Consider the following 17,761-nt stretch of genomic DNA (forward strand, 5'->3'; position numbering starts at 1 on the left):
CATGGCGTTTAAAACGGATAGAGCGCACTCAGGGGTTCCGCGATGGCGACGCCCACATTTTTAAGACGACACAATGCTGTACTTTCATCATCACGGTGTAAAAACAGACAGGGTTCCCCTTCCCATTCCAACACGGCACAATCAATCTGAATTTCAGCCAGGGACTGGTTCAACTGACGTAAAATAACCCAGGCCATTTCACCGTCGTGGCTTAATAATTTAAAGCCAATCAGGTTGTTGTCCTCATCTCGTTCCCGCAGGGGAATAACGCTCAGCGGAATCGGTTCCACCTTGATACCAGCGAAGCCCGATAGCCAACGATAACTTTGCGGCAAACGATGCACTACCGAAAGTTGGAGAGTGTCCACTATTACTTTCCCTCAGGTATGATTATGGTGAACAAACGCAATGACATTGGCGTCAAAGAAAAAACGTTTACTCTTAGTGTCCGAATATGGCGGCACTGCTGGATGAGCATTTCTACAAGAACCCGCGTTGCAATAGTCATAAGTCACCCTTCTTAGCGAATGGAAATGATTGCAATACTGATTAATGCCACGTTGATCACATTTTAAGATTTTATAGGTTGCGCTATATTTAACGCTTTCCCTGCAATATCTCAACCCCTTTTATTTACATTGTTCACTTTTAAATCATACATTTTACATTTATAGAGCAACATTCCAAAAAAAGACAATGTGACATCGATAACACTTGACCGTGAACAAAAAGGAAAGATCAAAATAATGGAGCCCGACGTTGAAGGTCAGCAACGAGAGGGTTCCGTTTGCCGCATCACTGCGGCAAACGGAAAAAGAGGACGGAATCAGCGAGAGCGGGCTGCGTAACCGTAAAGCAGGAAGGCGGCAACGGAACAGAGTGACATGGAGACAATCATCGGCCAGGCGCTGGTAAAACTCACCAGTGACAGCAGGCTTCCGACCAGTGCGCCCATGCCAAAGCGTAGCGTGCCAGCCAGCGAGGACGCAGTGCCCGCCATATGCGGAAAATCATCCAGTATCACGGCCATGGCATTTGACATCACCATCGCAATACAGCCGACATAGATAGCCACTCCCAACACCAACGGCAAGAAGCCCAGATCCAACGCGTAGATAACCACCAATGCAATACCGACAGCGAACTGTATCATTAGCCCGATGCGAAACATCTGATTCGCGCCCAAGCGGCGCACCACACGGCTATTGGTGTAGGTGGTCAGGAACAGAAAGACCACGTTCAGGGCAAAGTAATAGCCGAAATGCTGCGGAGACACACCGTAGAGATCGATATAGACAAAAGGGCCAGCGCTTAAAAAAGAAAACATACCAGAAAACGAAAACCCGCTTGCCACCATGTAGCTAAAGACTTTTTTGTGGCGAAACAGCGAGGCGAAATTCCCGGCGGTGGTACGAAAATGGAACGGCTGGCGTTTTTCTACCGGCAACGACTCTTTGACAAAGCGCATCACCAGCACCGAGGCAATCAGTGACAGTCCGGCCAGCGTCCAGAAAATCGCATGCCAGCTAAACCATAGCAGCAACACGCCGCCCAACATCGGCGCCAACAGCGGTGCGACCGTCATGGCCAGCATCACAAATGACATCATGCGCGAAAATTCATCTTTGCCGAAGGTGTCACGCATCAGCGCATTAATAACCACCGCAGACGCAGCCGCAGACAAGCCGTGCAGCATCCGCAGCACGGTGAGCTGTTCAATGGTTTGCGCCAGCGCGCAGGCCACGCCAGCCAACATAAAGACCAGCGTTCCCCCCAGTATCACGGGTTTACGTCCCAGGCTGTCCGCCATCGGGCCGTAGAATAACTGACCGATAGCAAACCCCATGATGTAGCCGCTTAACGTCATCTGCACCTGGCCAGGTTCCACGCCGAACTCTTTGGCAATCACCGGCAGCGCCGGCAGATACATATCGATGGCAAACGGTGTCAGCATCGACAACAAGCCAAGAATAAAAATCAAGCCACTATGTGATGGCGCTTTCCCCACTGCATGTCTCCCAACGTGTTGCCCGCAAAACAAAAAAATTCACCGCAGCGGCAGGCCTCCACCACGGTGACGGTTGAAATAGGCTTGATGACCGGTTCAGCGGCGCATCGTGTTTACATCAGGTGGATGACGAGCGCATAACGCATACTGCATGCAGTATGGCGCAAATCGGCTCAATGCGGCAAAACGCTGTCCACTTCTTCTTCCGTCAATGCGCGATACTCGCCCGGCTCAAGCGTGTCATCCAGTGCAATGGCACCAATGCGCTCACGGTGTAACTCAACCACGCGATTTCCCACGGCGGCGAACATCCGTTTAACCTGGTGGTAGCGCCCCTCCCCGATGGTTAACCGGACCTGATGGTCATCCAGCTTTTCCAGTTGCGCGGGTTTGGTCAGCGATTTTTCACCGTGCAGTTGCACCCCCTGCTCAAACTGGTGTGCCGTATCCTCTGCCAGCGGCAGTTCGAGCGTGACCAGATAGGTTTTTTCACAGTGATGCTTGGGCGACGTAATGCGGTGCGACCATTGTCCATCGTCTGTCAGCAATACCAGCCCGGTGGTGTCAATATCCAGTCGACCCGCAGCATGCAGTTTGTGCGCAACTGGCTCATCGATAAAATAGAGAATGGTCGGGTGATCCGGATCTTCCGTTGAACACACGTACCCTTGCGGCTTGTTAAGCATGAAGTAGCGCGGGCCATTCTGCTGTACCAGCGCGTTGCCATCGAACTCAACCTGATGTTCAGGTGCCAATTTGAATGCGCCGCTTTTAACCACCTCACCATCAACGGTAACGCGCTGCGCACGCAGCTCCCGTGCTACCAATGCACGGCAGATCCCGAGTTGCTGGGATAAAAATTTGTCCAATCGCATGAGAAAATCAAGTGCCTGTCTGTGTTAAGGAAGGAAAATCATGTCGTAGTATAGCGAGTGATGACGATTGCTCCTAGAATGTCTGACGTTTTCCCCCATCTGTGATCATGGATACGCACAAAATGTGCGATTGCTTTTCATTAACCGTAGGCGAGGGTTCGCCCCTGGCGCATAAAAATATAGAATAAATACATCTTTTATTTTCAGGGTTATTACAGGAGCACACGATGTCATCTATTCACGGTCATGAAGTACTGCATATGATGCTGGATTCTGCCGAATCCTACACCACTGAGGGGCTGATTGCCGCCATTGAAGCGCGTTTCGGTGCCGACGCACGCTTTCATACCTGCTCCGCTGCCGACATGAGCGCGGCAATGCTGGTGGATTTTCTGGCAAACAAAGGCAAATTTATCCCACAGGACGCAGGGTTTAACACGGCAGCCAGCAAGATCTGCCAACACTAAGCCATGGCGTTCACCTTACGCCCCTATCAACAGGAGGCAGTTTTCGCCACACTGGCCTATTTTCGCCAACATCAACACCCTGCGCTGATCGTACTGCCCACCGGCGCAGGAAAGAGTCTGGTGATTGCCGAACTGGCGCGGTTAGCGCGAGGACGCGTGTTGGTGCTGGCGCATGTCAAAGAGCTGGTTGAACAGAATCACGCTAAATATTGCGCCTGGGGATTGGATGCCGACATTTTTGCTGCCGGACTTAACCAACGCCGCAGCGAAGGCAAAGTGGTGTTTGGCAGCGTGCAATCCGTGGCGCGAAATCTGCCTGCCTTTACCCACCTCGTTATACACAAGTCCGCAACGCCTTATATGCCAAGGGTTAGCGGGCTGAAATAGGCAGCCAGTGGGGTTGTAAATGAAGTGAAACCGACGTGTACTATCGCCATTTACGGCGCTGAAAAATGACACGGGATTCAGATGGCTGGGCACACCAAGAACTGGAAGGGGTAAATCTTGGTGACACGAGGCTCAATAAGCGTGCCAAAGGGCTTTTGATACGGCTGGCTGAGAATCCGCAAGCCAGCATTCCGCATGCGTGCCTCGGATGGTCTGAGACGCTGGGTGCTTACCGCTTCATGGAGAACCAAGCATTCGAATGGCGAGACATTCTGCAACCTCACTGGCAGCGTACGCAGGAAAGGATCCGAGAACACGAGGTTGTGCTGTGTATCCAAGACACTACCGAGCTTGACTTCAACGGGCAGCAAATCCAAGGCTTGGGTCCCTTGAACTACGAAGCCAGGCGTGGTCTGTATCTGCATCCGACCTACGCGGTCAGTCCGGATCGCGTGGGGTTGGGCGTACTGGATGCGTGGATGTGGGCAAGAGAGCCGAAGGATGCAGACGGAAAACGCGATGGGATCAAGGAGAGTACGCGCTGGCTCGAGGGATACGAGCGAGTTGCTGAACTCGCCTCGGAGTTGCCAAACACACGTCTGGTGTACTTAGCCGATCGCGAAGCGGATATCAAGGCGTTGATGCAGCTCGCTGATGACCTTGGCACTCCGGCTGACTGGTTGATCCGCTCGACTCATAATCGCAGTCTGGACTGTAATGAGAAGCTTTGGCAGAAGGTTGGAAAGACCGTGCCGGTGGGAGAAATCCAATTCGTTATGGCGGCTCGCGCGGGGCAGAAGGCGCGTACGGTGAAACAGGCGCTGCGCGTGAAGCGAGTGTCGCTGCGTTGCGGGTTGGCAGTGACTTGTGTGATAGCCAAGGAAATTGAGCCGCCAGCAGGCGTGAAGCCGGTCGAGTGGCGGTTGCTGAGCAATCGCGTACCTGAAGGACGAGAAGATATCGTGGAGCTGATCGACTGGTATCGGGCTAGATGGGAAATCGAGATGTTCTTCAATGTGCTGAAGAACGGCTGCTGTGTCGAAGCGTTACAGTTATCGACCGTGGATCGCATTGAGCGGGCATTGGCGCTGTTCATGATCGTGGCATGGCGCATCGCCTATTTAATGCGTATGGGACGAACCTGTCCAGAGCTAGACGCAATGTTGTTCTTTGATTCCGACGAGACTCATGGCGCTTACCTACTGATGAACAAGCGTATGCCCAAGGGCCGCCCTAAGCTAAACGAAGTATTGCGCTTAGTTGCGCAACTCGGAGGCTTTCTTGCTCGAAAAGGCGACGGTGAACCAGGCGCAAAAACTATCTGGAAAGGCTTGCAGAAAGTCATGACGGCCGCCGAAACGCTACGCGCGCTCAGGCACGAACAGAGATGTGTATAACGAGGTGGCCTTTACCCAGTTCTCGCTACTGATCATCGATGAATGTCACCGCATCAGCGATGACGATGACAGTCAATATCAGCAAATCATTACGCACCTGCGCGCACAAAACCCCGCACTGCGCCTGCTCGGCCTTACCGCAACGCCTTACCGCCTGGGCAAAGGCTGGATTTATCAATATCACTACCACGGCATGATTCGCAGTGATGAACAATGCCTGTTTCGCGACTGTATCTATGAACTCCCGCTGCGTTACATGATCAAACACGGCTTTCTGGTACCGCCGCAGCGCCTGGACATGCCAGTAGTGCAATACGATTTCAGCCGTTTGAGCGTGCAGCCCCACGGCCTGTTCAACGAAGCGGAAATCAACCGTGAATTACGACGGCAGCAGCGCGTGACGCCCCAGATTGTCAATCAGATAGTCAGCTACGGCACCGAGCGTAAAGGCGTAATGATCTTTGCGGCGACCGTGGAGCACGCCCGGGAAATACACGGTCTGTTGCCTTCAGAAAAAGCCGCTTTTATCAGCGGGGAAACCCCTGCCGCAGAACGCGATGCGCTGATCGCTGCCTTTAAGCAGCAACAGTTGCACTATCTGGTCAATGTGGCGGTGTTGACGACAGGCTTTGATGCGCCGCACGTTGACGTCATCGCTATTCTGCGCCCGACGGAATCCGTCAGCCTGTATCAGCAGATCGTTGGACGTGGCCTGCGCCTATCGCCAGAAAAAACGGATTGCCTGATTCTGGATTACGCAGGGAATCCCCATGATTTGTATATGCCGGAAGTAGGCAGCCATAAACCGCACAGCGGGAGCCAGCCGGTACAGGTGCTTTGCCCGCAGTGCGGTTTTGCCAACCTGTTTTGGGGAAAAACTACGGCGGAGGGTGATATCGTCGAACACTATGGTCGCCGCTGCCAGGGCTATGAAGAAGACGACAACGGTGTTCGAACGCAGTGCGATTACCGTTTCCGCTTTAAAGTATGCCCGGAATGTGGTGCCGAAAACGACATTGCCGCGCGCCGTTGCCACCAATGCGATCACATTATGGTCGATCCTGACGACATGCTAAAAGCCGCACTCAAGTTGAAATATGCCCTGGTGCTGCGCTGTAGCGGCATGCAGATGACGACCGGACAGGATGAGAAAGGTGAATGGCTAAAGATCACCTATGTTGATGAAGGCGGCGCGGACGTCAGCGAACGTTTTCGCCTGCATACGCCTGCCCAGCGCCGCGTATTTACTCAGCAGTTTTTACGGGTGCACCAACGTGCGCCGGGGCTAGTGCTGACATGGCAATCCGCACAGGATATCTTGCGCCAACAGGCCGCCCTGCGTGCGCCGGATTTTGTCGTGGCGCGACGCCAAGGCAAACAGCGGCAAGGCTTTTGGCAAGTGAGGGAAAAACTGTTTGATTATGAAGGCCATTTTCGCCGTGCCAATGAATTACGCTAGCTGGCGTAACACGGTTTCATTTGCCGCCACGCGGATATTCCGTTAGAATGCAGCCCGCTTTCGTCATGCAAAAGCAAATCTGTTCCATTGTGAATAACACATTCCATTGCGAATAACCTAACCTGTTGCTGGGTCGCCTGTAGCAGGTGTATTTTCTAAAATAGAGAAAATCATGATCACTATTAACGCAGAAGTACGTAAAGAGCAGGGTAAGGGTGCGAGCCGCCGCCTGCGCGCAGCCAGCAAATTCCCAGCCATCATCTACGGTGGTTCGGAAGCGCCGGTATCTATCGCTCTGGATCACGACAGCATTAAAAACCTGGAAGCTAAAGAAGGTTTTTACGGCGAAGTTCTGACCCTGGTTGTCGATGGTAAAGAAGAAAAAGTGAAAGTTCAGGCTGTTCAGCGTCACGCTTACAAGCCGAAACTGACTCACATCGACTTCGTTCGCGCTTAATCGTTTGGGGAAACCCGTAGGACGCTGCGAGTTTTCCTAGCAAGCAAGAATGTCGATAAGAAAAACGCCGCTTATGTGTATTAGCTCAAACCTGATCTGACAGTTACCGGTTATTTATACAGGTGTCTGTCAGATTAAATCTGGTTCAGATTTTTTTCTGCCCAGACTCGTTTACCATCAAGTAACGTGGCCATTGGCGTACGCCCGCAGCACATTTTACCCTGATGAGTTCGCTCATTATTGTAATGCCACAACCAGTTGTCCAGATCCTTTTGTAGACTTTCTAGGTCCTCGTATAACGTCTTACGGAACGCAACCTGATAAAAATCCTGCAAAATAGTTTTATGGAAGCGCTCGCAGATACCGTTTGTCTGCGGAGACATCGCTTTCGTTTTCGTATGGTCTATATCGTTGATAGCCAAGTACAGCTGATAGTCATGTTGTTCCACTTTACCGCAGTACTCCGTCCCCCTGTCCGTCAATATTCTTAGCATTGGCAGCCCCTGAGCTTCGTAGAACGGCAGCACGCGATCATTGAGCAGGTAGGCGGCAGAGATCGGTGCTTTACTCGTGTAAAGCTTGCAGTGCGCCACTTTCGAGTACGTATCCACGAACGTCTGCTGGTAGATACGGCCAACACCTTTCAGATTACCCACGTAGAAGGTGTCCTGCGACCCCAGATAACCCGGGTGAGCAGTCTCTATTTCACCACAGGCTTCGTCGTCGTGCGCCTTCTTCTCCAGTGCAGCGATTTGAGCATCAGTAAGTACGATGCCTTCTCTGGCAACTTTTTCCTCAAGTGCCTTCAGGCGCTTACGAAAGTTTTCCAGATCGTGTCGTTGCCAGATGGAGCGCACACCGCTGCCAGAAATGAAGACGCCTTTTTTACGCAGCTCATTACTGGTCCGGTGCTGGCCATGAGCCGGGAACTCAATGGCGTAATCAACAACCGCACGTTCAGTGGCTTCATCAGCACGGTTTTTCAGGTTGGGAACCCGGCGGTTTTGGTTAACCAGAGCGTCAATGCCGCCTTCTGCCGCCAGTTCCTGATAGCGATAAAACGTGTCGCGTGACACCCCCATGATTTTACAGGCTTTTGATACGTTACCGAGTTCTTCGGCGAGATTGAGCAGGCCGGCTTTGTGTTTGATGATGGGATTGTTAGTATGAAGCATGAGAGTTACCTCGTGTTTTGTATAAGGATTCGACACCCATATCAAAACCGGTAACTCTCAACCTTTCAAGGTCCAGTGTCAGATCAAGTCGCGACTAATACAGCTTATGCGGCGTTTTTCGTTTTCTGGTCGCTTATTTATCACCGCTGCTTAAACGGCGCTGTAGCTGATCGCGCAAATTCGGCGGCGTTCCTTTAATGGTAAGTGTGTCGGTTGTCGGATCCCAGAAGATACGCTCGCCCAGCAGCATGGCATCAAAGTTGATCGTCAACCCACCGCCACTGCCAGCAAACTTGGTCAGTTGGCGTAGCGTGCTGCGATCCGCCGGGAAACTCTCTTCCAATTCATAGCCCTGTTCTGAAAAAGCATGGAAGGTTTTCTCTCCCAACGGCGGTAGCTCCTGCGACAACGCAGCAACCTCTATCTCTTCCCCTGCCTGCAATTGTTCATTGCAATAGCTGTATACCTGCTGACGGTATTGCTGACGCTCGTTTTTATCCAACTGCGCATCGGCACAATAATCGTCTACCGCCTGCAACAGGCCGCGATTCTGCGCTTTGGCGTCAAGCCCCGCGCTGGCACCGAGGAAATCCATAAAGAAATCCGCGACCTTGCGCCCTACCCGCCCTTTCAGGAAGGTCAGATAGCGTTGAGATTCCGGGTTGGTTTCCCATTCTGTGAGATCGATACGCGCCACAATATCCGCATGGGGGATATCCAGATAGTGTGTGCTGCTGATATCCAACTGTTCATTGACGCGCATGCTGCTGCAACTGCTCAGCACTGCCACCAGCAGATACTCAACCGCCAGATAGCGGTATTGGCAGAACAGCACGATGCCCCCCTCCGCAAAGGGATATTTCGCCAGTTCATCACGCAACCGAGCGGTGGCCGCGCGACTAAACCCGAGGAAATCCTCCTCCCCTTTACGGCAGCCACGCAGTGCTTGGGCCAGTTCGCTCTGTTCCTCGAACACACCGTAGGCCTTGTTTTTCGCACTGTAGACGCGGTGCAACTCGGCCATCATCTCGTCAACGGCGGGGGTGGCATCCAATAACGAATCCCGTAACACCAACTCCAACGTTTGCTCATCACGTTTGACAAGCTGATGCAAGGCAATCTGGTCGATATCCAGACTCATGATAAACTCTCCTTTTGGCAAGGAGCGTATTCAAACACCAACGCAGGTCCCCTGCAAGAGAAAGCTTCCAGCCACCAGAGGTTGAGGCTAAAATGATAAAATTGCGGAAAACGTCAGGTCGTTACGGTAAGATATTCCCCTTTATCAGGTTGAGAATCGCCCTTTTATGGCACAATTATCCCGTTACAGTGACGAACTCGTCGAACAAGTGCTTTCCGAATTGGTAAGCGTATTGGAAAAACACCGTACCCCTACTGACCTCTCCTTGATGGTTTTGGGCAACATGGTCACCAATCTTATCAACACCAGCGTAGCACCGGAGCAGCGTCAGGTATTGGCTCGTTCTTTTGCTGATGCGTTGCAGGCATCCATCACTACCCATAACGCGCACTAACACCGACCAGAGGCTATGGTAAGCAACCGTCACAACTATCGCGAAAAAGTTTCCCAGATGATCAGTTGGGGGCATTGGTTCGCGCTATTTAACATCCTGTTGAGTCTGGGGGTGGGCAGCCGCTATCTGTTCGTGGCGGATTGGCCCTCGTCGTTACTTGGCCGTAGCTATGCCCTTGTCAGTTGGCTGGGGCATTTTAGTTTTATCGTTTTCGCCGTCTACCTATTGATTGTCTTTCCCTTGACGTTCGTGGTGATGCCGCAGCGTTTGCTGCGTTTTCTTTCCGCGGCGTTGGCAACCGCAGGTCTGACGCTGCTGTTGCTGGATATGGAGGTGTTTAGCCGCTTCCACCTGCACTTGAATCTCACCGTCTGGGAGTTGGTGATCAATCCAGAGCAAAGTGACCTGGCCCGTGACTGGCAACTGATGTTTATCGGCATCCCCGTGATTTTCATGGTTGAGATGCTGTTTGGCACCTGGTGCTGGCAAAAACTGCGTAGTCTGAACCGTCACCGCATTGGCATGCCGGTCGCCGCGGTATTTATCAGTGCGTTTTTCGCCTCACATATGATGTATATCTGGGCCGATGCCAACTTCTATCGACCTATCACCATGCAGCGCGCCACATTGCCGTTATCCTATCCGATGACTGCGCGACGATTTCTGGAAAAACACGGCCTGCTGGACGCTCAAGCGTATGAGCGACGCATTGCCCTACAGGGCAACCCTGAGGCGATTACGCTGGAATACCCACTGAACAATATTCAGTTCCGCGATGCCGGCAGCGGCTACAATCTGTTGATTGTGGTGGCAGATCAACTGCCGCTCACCCGTATGCCGCAGTTGATGCGTTTTGCAGAAGAGAACGTGCACTTCAGCAACCATTTCAATGTCAGCCAGAATGCCCAAAGCAGCCTGTTCAACCTGTTCTATGGCATCTCGACCACCTACATGGATGGGGTATTGAGTGCACGCACGCCATCAGCGTTAGTGAGTTCCCTGAACCAACAAGGCTATCAATTTGGTCTTTTCTCAAGCAACGGATTTGATAACCCGCTTTATCGCCAGGCACTGCTGTCAGACTTTTCGCTGTCAGTACCGGTAACTCAACGTGATGTTGATACCGTTCAACAGTGGCAGACGTGGCTGGAAACCGGTACGCAACCCACATCGCCGTGGTTCTCTTATATTGAGCTTGGCACCACTGGCACCCGAGCCCTAACGGATACTAAAGCCACCGATCAAAACATCAGCGCAATACTTAATACGTTGCAAAGCCAAGGTAAACTGGATAATACCGTCGTGATTATTACGGCAAAATCCAGCGAACAGGATAAAGGCAGCCGCTACCGTCGCTCACAGTGGCAGATCCCATTGGTGGTACATTGGCCGGGTACACCGGCGCAGAGCATCAGTAAAATGACGGATCAAAAAGACGTTATGGTCACGTTGATGCAGCGTTTGCTGCATGTCAAAACGTCCGCCACGGACTACTCGCAAGGGGAAGACCTGTTTGCGGCCCAGCGACGTAATAACTGGCTGGTGAACGGCAACCGCGGTGCGTTGATGATCACAACGCCAGAGCAGATCATCCAATTGGAAGCCAATGGCAGCTACGATGCCTACAACAGCGACGGTGAAAAATTGCGTGATGAAAAACCAAGTTTACCGCTGCTGTTACAGGTACTCACCAGCGAAAGGCGATTTATTGCCAACTAACTGCCTAAATCTAAAGCGATCGCGCCAGCAGGCTATTGCAATCGGTTCAGGAGACGGTAATATAGCGCCCCATAGCGTCGGCACGTAGCGCAGCCTGGTAGCGCACTGTCATGGGGTGTCAGGGGTCGGAGGTTCAAATCCTCTCGTGCCGACCAAACAATCCCAAGAAAACCAAGCTTTTGCGGTTGGTTTTTTTATGCTTGGAATTTGGCCGGGCAAGATGCCAGACGGCACACGTTGAACCTCCACGCACAAAAAAAGGAGCTTTCGCTCCCCTTTCTGGCAGATCAAAGCGCAATCTTGAAATCATTTGTACAGGATTTCGGTACCGCGCAGTTGATCGTTACCGGCTACAGAAACAATCTTGTACGAAGATGCGCCAGCTGCTTCCGCTTTTGCCGCTACCTGAGCTTCAAAGGCGCTCAGCGTTTCTGCACCGCTCACTTGCACAGTGCCAATGTCTTGCGGGTAATGACTCCAATTAGTAGAACATGTGTTTTTCGATAAACGCGCCGATGACTTTTTCGTGGATCTCGACGGAGTGCGAGAAGCAAATCGTTTTACGCGCCAGTCGTTTAATGCGGGTACGGAGCGTCAGGTTATTGCGCTCTATGCGTTGCGTGAAGATCTTGCCAGTCAGATGTTTCTGCTTCGGAACCTCTCTTGCATAGCTGCCCCAGTTGTCACTGGTAATCATGCCGATGTTGAACGGTGTCAACAGAGCCAGCAATTCACGGCAGGTCTCATCGGTTCGGGGGCCAAAAGTGTAGGCCAGAACACCGTCCGTTTTGGTATTGTAAGCGAACCAGAGCCAGTGCTGTAGCGCCTTACTGCCAACGAAGCTCCATTGCTCATCAAGTTCACAGATAAGGGCGATGTCGGCGTGAGCAACGGGAGAAGACGTTATCCTGCGGGGCGAGAGCTTTTTAAAGCCCGGATGACCGTATTGATGCCGATTTTCAACTTTCTGGCGGTATCGCGAACACCAGCACCGTTGAAGGCCATATCAACGATCTGCTCTTTGACTCACGGCTTTCGCGCTTCATAGCGGTAGGTAAGCTGGAATACACGGCGACAGCACTGACACCGGAAGCGTTCGCGCTTAGTTGGACTAAGGCCATGTCGATAAACTTTATCTGAATGGCAGCGAGGGCAATGAACAAAAACAGTAACCACGTGGAAACCTCAAATAGCGGCAGAATATCACAAAAGCCAACTATTTGAAGGAATTACCCGAAGATACTTTTCTGGTTAAAAAGTTTCTATCCACCTCCGCCGATAAGAATATCGCCATGGCCCACAAGGCCGGCAAAGGACCTCATCAAGCCTTGTACAAAACCCATTTCACCCACGCAGCACACGCCATCAGCGAATTTACCCTTAGCCTGCATGAAGGGGAAATGCTGATAGAAGATCGCACCTTGTTTCAGTGTGTTTCTATTGAGGGTAAAAATGTCGAACTGAAAGAGGTATTGGCGCCACGCGTCTCGATGAGAGCAGCGTAAAAATAGCGTCAATCTAGGCTTGTCCCTTAATTACATAACCTCTGTTAAAACAGGCGGATGCAGCCCCGTTTCAACATTGCCAGATAATTCCTCGCCGTTTTGTCGTAACGTGTCGCAATGCGACGGTATTCTTTCAGACGGCCAAAGCACCGCTCAACAACGTTCCGATTGCGGTAGGCGTCACGATCGAGCTTTGAACGACCATCCACCGCCATTTTTTCAGTGGATTTTCGGGAGATGACAGTTTTTATACCTCTGTTTTTCAGCTCGTTACGTAATACATGCCCGGAGTACGCCTTGTCAGCGAGTACCGCATGACCACGGCGTTTCATACTGCCGTTCTGGCGTTGAACACCAATACCGTCCAAAAGACGTAGTGCAAACTGACTTTCATGAGCCTGACCGGGGCTCAACACGATGTTTAACGGAAGACCACTTCCGTCTGTAGCCATATGGATTTTGGTGCCAAAACCACCTCGAGAGCGACCCAGCCCATTATCTCCGGTGATATCGGGATGTTTTTTTGAGCACCGGCAGCACATTTCAGCGCCCTGATATTGCTACCATCCAGCGCAGTCGCTGACCAGTCCAGGAGGCTATGGGCATCAAGTGATGAAAGTAACTTATTGAAAATAATGTTAATGACTCCCGATTTTGATCATCGGTTAAAGCGGTTATAAACGGTTTTCCATGGGCCGTATCGCTCAGGTAAATCACGCCATGGGGCACCAGAGCACAGCCCCCAGAACATGCCATTGATAATCATGCGATGCTCAGCCCATGGGCGTCCGGCCTGTGGTGTTGCTGGTTCAGCAGGGAGTAAGGGCTGGATGATAGCCCATGCTTCATCGGGAAGGTCGTAGCGAGCCATAGTTCAAAATGATGTAGAAACAAACAGTTAGTATAACTCATGGGATTAAGGGACACAGCCTAGCCTTACACCCTATGTCACTGACTTTTCTCGGCAAGCCGTGTCTGACCTGACGTAGCGCCAAAGCAAGATACCCGTCACAATCCAGAAAAAAAACTTCGTTTTATATTTTATGAACGGCGTTTTAAATTATATACTCCGCTCCGCCTTATAAGTAAGGTTCTAGGCTGTGTCCCTTAATTACATAACTTCTTGTAAAAGAGGTGGATGCAGCCCAGTTTAACCCATATCGTTATACACATCTTTCTAACGCACTGTTTAATCAATGAGTTACGGGTTTATCTCAGAGTGGCATTTTGAACCTCAAAAAGCCAATGGGATGGCTTGAATGCCTTAATTCACGGGGTTCTGAGCATCCTGTTCAAAAAATGGCCAAAAGATGTGTATAACGGATATGAGTTTAACCATCGACAGATAATTCCTCGCCGTTTTGTCATAACGTGTGGCAATACGGCGGTATTCTTTTAATCGGCCAAAACATCTTTCCACTACATTGCGATGACGGTAAGCGCCACTGGCGAACCGTGAGCGCCCGTCCGAAGCCATTTTTTCATTCGCTTTTCGGGGATGACTGCCTTTATCCCCTTTCGTTTCAGCTCGTTGCGTAGTGCATGCCCTGAATAAGCTTTGTCAGCCAGCACCGCATAACCACGACGCTTCATGCTGCCATTCTGGCGCTGAACACCAATACCGTCCAGAAGACGTAATGCGAACTGGCTTTCGTGAGCCTGTCCGGGGCTCAGCAGGATGTTTAACGGGAGACCACTTCCGCCTGTTGCCAGATGGATTTTGGTGCCAAAACCACCGCGAGAGCGACCAAGACCGTTATCTCCGGCGATATCGGGATGTTTTTTTGAGCACCAGCAGCACATTTCAGCGCCCGGATATTACTGCCATCCAGCGCCGTGGCAGACCTGTCAACGAGACCATGCGCATCAAGAGCAGAAAGTAACCTGTTGAAAATAATGTTAATCACACCCTATTTTGACCACCGATTAAAGCGGTTATATACGGTTTTCCACGGACCATATCGCTCAGGTAAATCACGCCATGGAGCACCTGAGCACAGAATCCAGAACATACCATTGATGATTTTACGATGCTCTGCCCATGGACGTCCGGCACGTGGTATTGCTGGTTCAGCAGGCAGTAAAGACTGGATGATCATCTATGCTTCATCGGGAAGGTCGTAGCGAGCCATAGTTCAATATACTGTGGAAACATACGGTTACTATAACTCAGGCAATTAAGGGACACAGCCTAGATACCTTTGCCCCGACTCCAGTCGGTTTTTTTTAGCTGAAATTGCCAGGGTTAGCACACCAGAGCACGGTTTCAGCCATTAAGGCCACTGCGCTTATTCCAAGGCATGTGCATCAGTAATCTGGCCATACCGCAAAATCCGCTGACACCGGCAAACACAAATCCTGCACCGATGAAACCGGCGACACTAAAAAAAGCCGGATGTAACGTGTACCCCAAGACAACACTTAGCAGTGTCAACCCGCCAGCAGCAATTTGTACCTGACGCATGACAGGCAGCGGTTGCGAGCGATCTACTTCAATCGGCAAACCCGCCTTTTTCCATGCGTTGAGCCCCCCTTCCAGCAAAAATGCGCGTTGATCGGGAACCAGTGTTGCTATCTGCTGTGCATACAGTTCGCAGCGCGCTCCCGATAAACAGTAAAAAATAACCGTTTTATTTGCAGGTAATGTTATTCCCGACGGCTCGCTGGCCAACTCCCCCAGCGAGTAAAGACGTGATTGCGGAATACGCTCACGCTGGAATTCTGCTATCTGGCGAATATCAACCATCAACGCCCCGTCAGCCTGGCGCTGCCGAGCCTCAACGGGGGAAAGATCACCTCGTTATACACAAGTCCGCAACGCCTTATATGCCAAGGGTTAGCGGGCTGAAATAGGCAGCCGGTGGGGTTGTAAATGAAGTGAAACCGACGTGTACTATCGCCATTTACGGCGCTAAAAAATGACACGGGATTCAGATGGCTGGGCACACCAAGAACTGGAAGGGGTAAATCTTGGTGACACGAGGCTCAATAAGCGTGCCAAAGGGCTTTTGATACGGCTGGCTGAGAATCCGCAAGCCAGCATTCCGCATGCGTGCCTCGGATGGTCTGAGACGCTGGGTGCTTACCGCTTCATGGAGAACCAAGCATTCGAATGGCGAGACATTCTGCAACCTCACTGGCAGCGTACGCAGGAAAGGATCCGAGAACACGAGGTTGTGCTGTGTATCCAAGACACTACCGAGCTTGACTTCAACGGGCAGCAAATCCAAGGCTTGGGTCCCTTGAACTACGAAGCCAGGCGTGGTCTGTACCTGCATCCGACCTACGCGGTCAGTCCGGATCGCGTGGGGTTGGGCGTACTGGATGCGTGGATGTGGGCAAGAGAGCCGAAGGATGCAGACGGAAAACGCGATGGGATCAAGGAGAGTACGCGCTGGCTCGAGGGATACGAGCGAGTTGCTGAACTCGCCTCGGAGTTGCCAAACACACGTCTGGTGTACTTAGCCGATCGCGAAGCGGATATCAAGGCGTTGATGCAGCTCGCTGATGACCTTGGCACTCCGGCTGACTGGTTGATCCGCTCGACTCATAATCGCAGTCTGGACTGTAATGAGAAGCTTTGGCAGAAGGTTGGAAAGACCGTGCCGGTGGGAGAAATCCAATTCGTTATGGCGGTTCGCGCGGGGCAGAAGGCGCGTACGGTGAAACAGGCGCTGCGCGTGAAGCGAGTGTCGCTGCGTTGCGGGTTGGCAGTGACTTGTGTGATAGCCAAGGAAATTGAGCCGCCAGCAGGCGTGAAGCCGGTCGAGTGGCGGTTGCTGAGCAATCGCGTACCTGAAGGACGAGAAGATATCGTGGAGCTGATCGACTGGTATCGGGCTAGATGGGAAATCGAGATGTTCTTCAATGTGCTGAAGAACGGCTGCTGTGTCGAAGCGTTACAGTTATCGACCGTGGATCGCATTGAGCGGGCATTGGCGCTGTTCATGATCGTGGCATGGCGCATCGCCTATTTAATGCGTATGGGACGAACCTGTCCAGAGCTGGACGCAATGTTGTTCTTTGATTCCGACGAGACTCATGGCGCTTACCTACTGATGAACAAGCGTATGCCCAAGGGCCGCCCTAAGCTAAACGAAGTATTGCGCTTAGTTGCGCAACTCGGAGGCTTTCTTGCTCGAAAAGGCGACGGTGAACCAGGCGCAAAAACTATCTGGAAAGGCTTGCAGAAAGTCATGACGGCCGCCGAAACGCTACGCGCGCTCAGGCACGAACAGAGATGTGTATAACGAGGTGGGGAAAGATAAGGTAGCGTTACCATGCTATTCCTCTCTTTCAAGGACAATAAATGTCTTTGAGCGTCGTGATAATGCGTTCCAGATCGTGGTTAGCAATCGCGTAATAGATGGTGGTGCCTTCGCGCTGAGCGATAACCAACCCTTCAGAACGCATACGCGCCAGATGCTGCGATGTGGCAGAAGGGCTTAAGCCGCAAACCTGCCCGAGTACGCCAGCGCTCACCTGGTGACGCTCTACCAACATACAAAGAATCAGTAAACGATTGGCATTCGCCATCGCCTTTAACAACAACGCAGCGTCATGGACACGCCGCTGCAATTCACTCACGGTATCCGGCATCGCTGATTATTTTAGAAAACCATTAATTAAGTAAATACTAAAATTACAATTAAAACAAATCAAGCGTTTTCTCTGAAAAGTGTGACAAGGGCTGGAGCATCTTTCGGTTGGCTGTTACTCTATTAAAATCGGTCCACTGTTTCAGATTTCTTCAGCACCTGACGTACTGTTGGGGGCG

Annotated in this window: 15 protein-coding genes, 1 tRNA gene and 5 pseudogenes; 10 read left to right on the plus strand and 11 right to left on the minus strand. The window is 51.6% G+C overall.

The annotated features are described in order from the left end of the window. Nucleotides 1-8 precede the first annotated feature (8 nt). The 3 genes from ACWWJF_RS25635 to rsuA all read right to left on the minus strand — a co-directional run bounded on the left by ACWWJF_RS25635 (nucleotide 9) and on the right by rsuA (nucleotide 2,883). Entirely contained in the window at nucleotides 9-368 is a 360-nt protein-coding gene (locus ACWWJF_RS25635) for a YejG family protein (RefSeq protein ID WP_455871301.1), read from the minus strand. 458 nt (nucleotides 369-826) lie between these two features. Beyond that, on the minus strand, nucleotides 827-2,008 hold the full coding sequence (locus ACWWJF_RS25640) for a Bcr/CflA family multidrug efflux MFS transporter (RefSeq protein ID WP_455871302.1): 1,182 nt from the start codon (nucleotides 2,006-2,008) through the stop codon (nucleotides 827-829). Nucleotides 2,009-2,181: 173 nt separating this feature from the next. After that, nucleotides 2,182-2,883: a 16S rRNA pseudouridine(516) synthase RsuA gene (gene rsuA, locus ACWWJF_RS25645; protein WP_455871303.1), complete on the minus strand. Its 702-nt coding sequence runs from the start codon at nucleotides 2,881-2,883 to the stop codon at nucleotides 2,182-2,184. A gap of 227 nt (nucleotides 2,884-3,110) precedes the next feature. Between rsuA and ACWWJF_RS25650 the strand changes: the two genes are divergently transcribed. From ACWWJF_RS25650 to rplY, 5 genes and pseudogenes are all read left to right on the plus strand, one after another. Beyond that, nucleotides 3,111-3,350, plus strand: coding sequence for a YecH family metal-binding protein (locus tag ACWWJF_RS25650; protein ID WP_430358952.1), 240 nt, complete (start codon nucleotides 3,111-3,113; stop codon nucleotides 3,348-3,350). Nucleotides 3,351-3,353: 3 nt separating this feature from the next. Further along, a pseudogene (locus tag ACWWJF_RS25655) lies at nucleotides 3,354-3,674 on the plus strand (DEAD/DEAH box helicase); the annotation flags it as partial. A 128-nt stretch (nucleotides 3,675-3,802) separates the two neighbouring features. Further along, on the plus strand, nucleotides 3,803-5,134 hold the full coding sequence (locus tag ACWWJF_RS25660; protein WP_455868936.1) for an IS4 family transposase: 1,332 nt from the start codon (nucleotides 3,803-3,805) through the stop codon (nucleotides 5,132-5,134). Nucleotides 5,135-5,138: 4 nt separating this feature from the next. Further along, nucleotides 5,139-6,593, plus strand: coding sequence for a DEAD/DEAH box helicase (locus ACWWJF_RS25665; RefSeq protein WP_455871473.1), 1,455 nt, complete (start codon nucleotides 5,139-5,141; stop codon nucleotides 6,591-6,593). Between the two features lie 172 nt (nucleotides 6,594-6,765). Next, nucleotides 6,766-7,050, plus strand: a complete 285-nt coding sequence (rplY, locus tag ACWWJF_RS25670) for a 50S ribosomal protein L25 (RefSeq protein ID WP_455871304.1) — start codon at nucleotides 6,766-6,768, stop codon at nucleotides 7,048-7,050. A gap of 134 nt (nucleotides 7,051-7,184) precedes the next feature. On the opposite strand, the gene ACWWJF_RS25675 is transcribed toward rplY, so the two are convergent. Next, entirely contained in the window at nucleotides 7,185-8,225 is a 1,041-nt protein-coding gene (locus ACWWJF_RS25675; RefSeq protein ID WP_455868694.1) for an IS481 family transposase, read from the minus strand. Nucleotides 8,226-8,358: 133 nt separating this feature from the next. Continuing rightward, nucleotides 8,359-9,366, minus strand: coding sequence for a nucleoid-associated protein YejK (yejK, locus tag ACWWJF_RS25680; protein ID WP_455871305.1), 1,008 nt, complete (start codon nucleotides 9,364-9,366; stop codon nucleotides 8,359-8,361). A gap of 166 nt (nucleotides 9,367-9,532) precedes the next feature. On the opposite strand from yejK, the gene ACWWJF_RS25685 reads away from it, so the two are divergent. From ACWWJF_RS25685 to ACWWJF_RS25695, 3 genes are all read left to right on the plus strand, one after another. Then, nucleotides 9,533-9,760, plus strand: a complete 228-nt coding sequence (locus ACWWJF_RS25685) for a YejL family protein (protein ID WP_291971954.1) — start codon at nucleotides 9,533-9,535, stop codon at nucleotides 9,758-9,760. 15 nt (nucleotides 9,761-9,775) lie between these two features. Then, nucleotides 9,776-11,479: an LPS biosynthesis-modulating metalloenzyme YejM gene (gene yejM, locus ACWWJF_RS25690; RefSeq protein ID WP_455871306.1), complete on the plus strand. Its 1,704-nt coding sequence runs from the start codon at nucleotides 9,776-9,778 to the stop codon at nucleotides 11,477-11,479. A 78-nt stretch (nucleotides 11,480-11,557) separates the two neighbouring features. Further along, nucleotides 11,558-11,634, plus strand: a tRNA-Pro gene (locus ACWWJF_RS25695). 151 nt (nucleotides 11,635-11,785) lie between these two features. On the opposite strand, the gene ACWWJF_RS25700 is transcribed toward ACWWJF_RS25695, so the two are convergent. Together ACWWJF_RS25700 and ACWWJF_RS25705 are read right to left on the minus strand one after the other, a co-directional pair. After that, nucleotides 11,786-11,938, minus strand: coding sequence for a YdgH/BhsA/McbA-like domain containing protein (locus ACWWJF_RS25700; RefSeq protein WP_455871474.1), 153 nt, complete (start codon nucleotides 11,936-11,938; stop codon nucleotides 11,786-11,788). 22 nt (nucleotides 11,939-11,960) lie between these two features. After that, nucleotides 11,961-12,655 (minus strand): annotated as a pseudogene (locus ACWWJF_RS25705) (IS1 family transposase). 44 nt (nucleotides 12,656-12,699) lie between these two features. Here ACWWJF_RS25705 and ACWWJF_RS25710 point away from each other — a divergent pair. Continuing rightward, entirely contained in the window at nucleotides 12,700-12,984 is a 285-nt protein-coding gene (locus ACWWJF_RS25710) for a hypothetical protein (RefSeq protein WP_455871307.1), read from the plus strand. A 44-nt stretch (nucleotides 12,985-13,028) separates the two neighbouring features. On the opposite strand, the pseudogene ACWWJF_RS25715 reads toward ACWWJF_RS25710, so the two are convergent. The 3 pseudogenes from ACWWJF_RS25715 to ACWWJF_RS25725 form a co-directional block, all read right to left on the minus strand. After that, nucleotides 13,029-13,855, minus strand: a pseudogene (locus tag ACWWJF_RS25715) (IS5 family transposase). 393 nt (nucleotides 13,856-14,248) lie between these two features. Next, a pseudogene (locus ACWWJF_RS25720) lies at nucleotides 14,249-15,083 on the minus strand (IS5 family transposase). Between the two features lie 167 nt (nucleotides 15,084-15,250). Continuing rightward, a pseudogene (locus ACWWJF_RS25725) lies at nucleotides 15,251-15,781 on the minus strand (rhodanese family protein); the annotation flags it as partial. A 121-nt stretch (nucleotides 15,782-15,902) separates the two neighbouring features. Here ACWWJF_RS25725 and ACWWJF_RS25730 point away from each other — a divergent pair. Beyond that, on the plus strand, nucleotides 15,903-17,234 hold the full coding sequence (locus ACWWJF_RS25730) for an IS4 family transposase (protein WP_455871308.1): 1,332 nt from the start codon (nucleotides 15,903-15,905) through the stop codon (nucleotides 17,232-17,234). Between the two features lie 46 nt (nucleotides 17,235-17,280). Here the strand turns inward: ACWWJF_RS25730 and ACWWJF_RS25735 are convergent, their stop codons facing one another. Further along, nucleotides 17,281-17,583, minus strand: coding sequence for an ArsR/SmtB family transcription factor (locus ACWWJF_RS25735; RefSeq protein WP_455871309.1), 303 nt, complete (start codon nucleotides 17,581-17,583; stop codon nucleotides 17,281-17,283). Nucleotides 17,584-17,761 lie beyond the last annotated feature (178 nt).

The organism is Symbiopectobacterium sp. Eva_TO, from assembly GCF_053848865.1.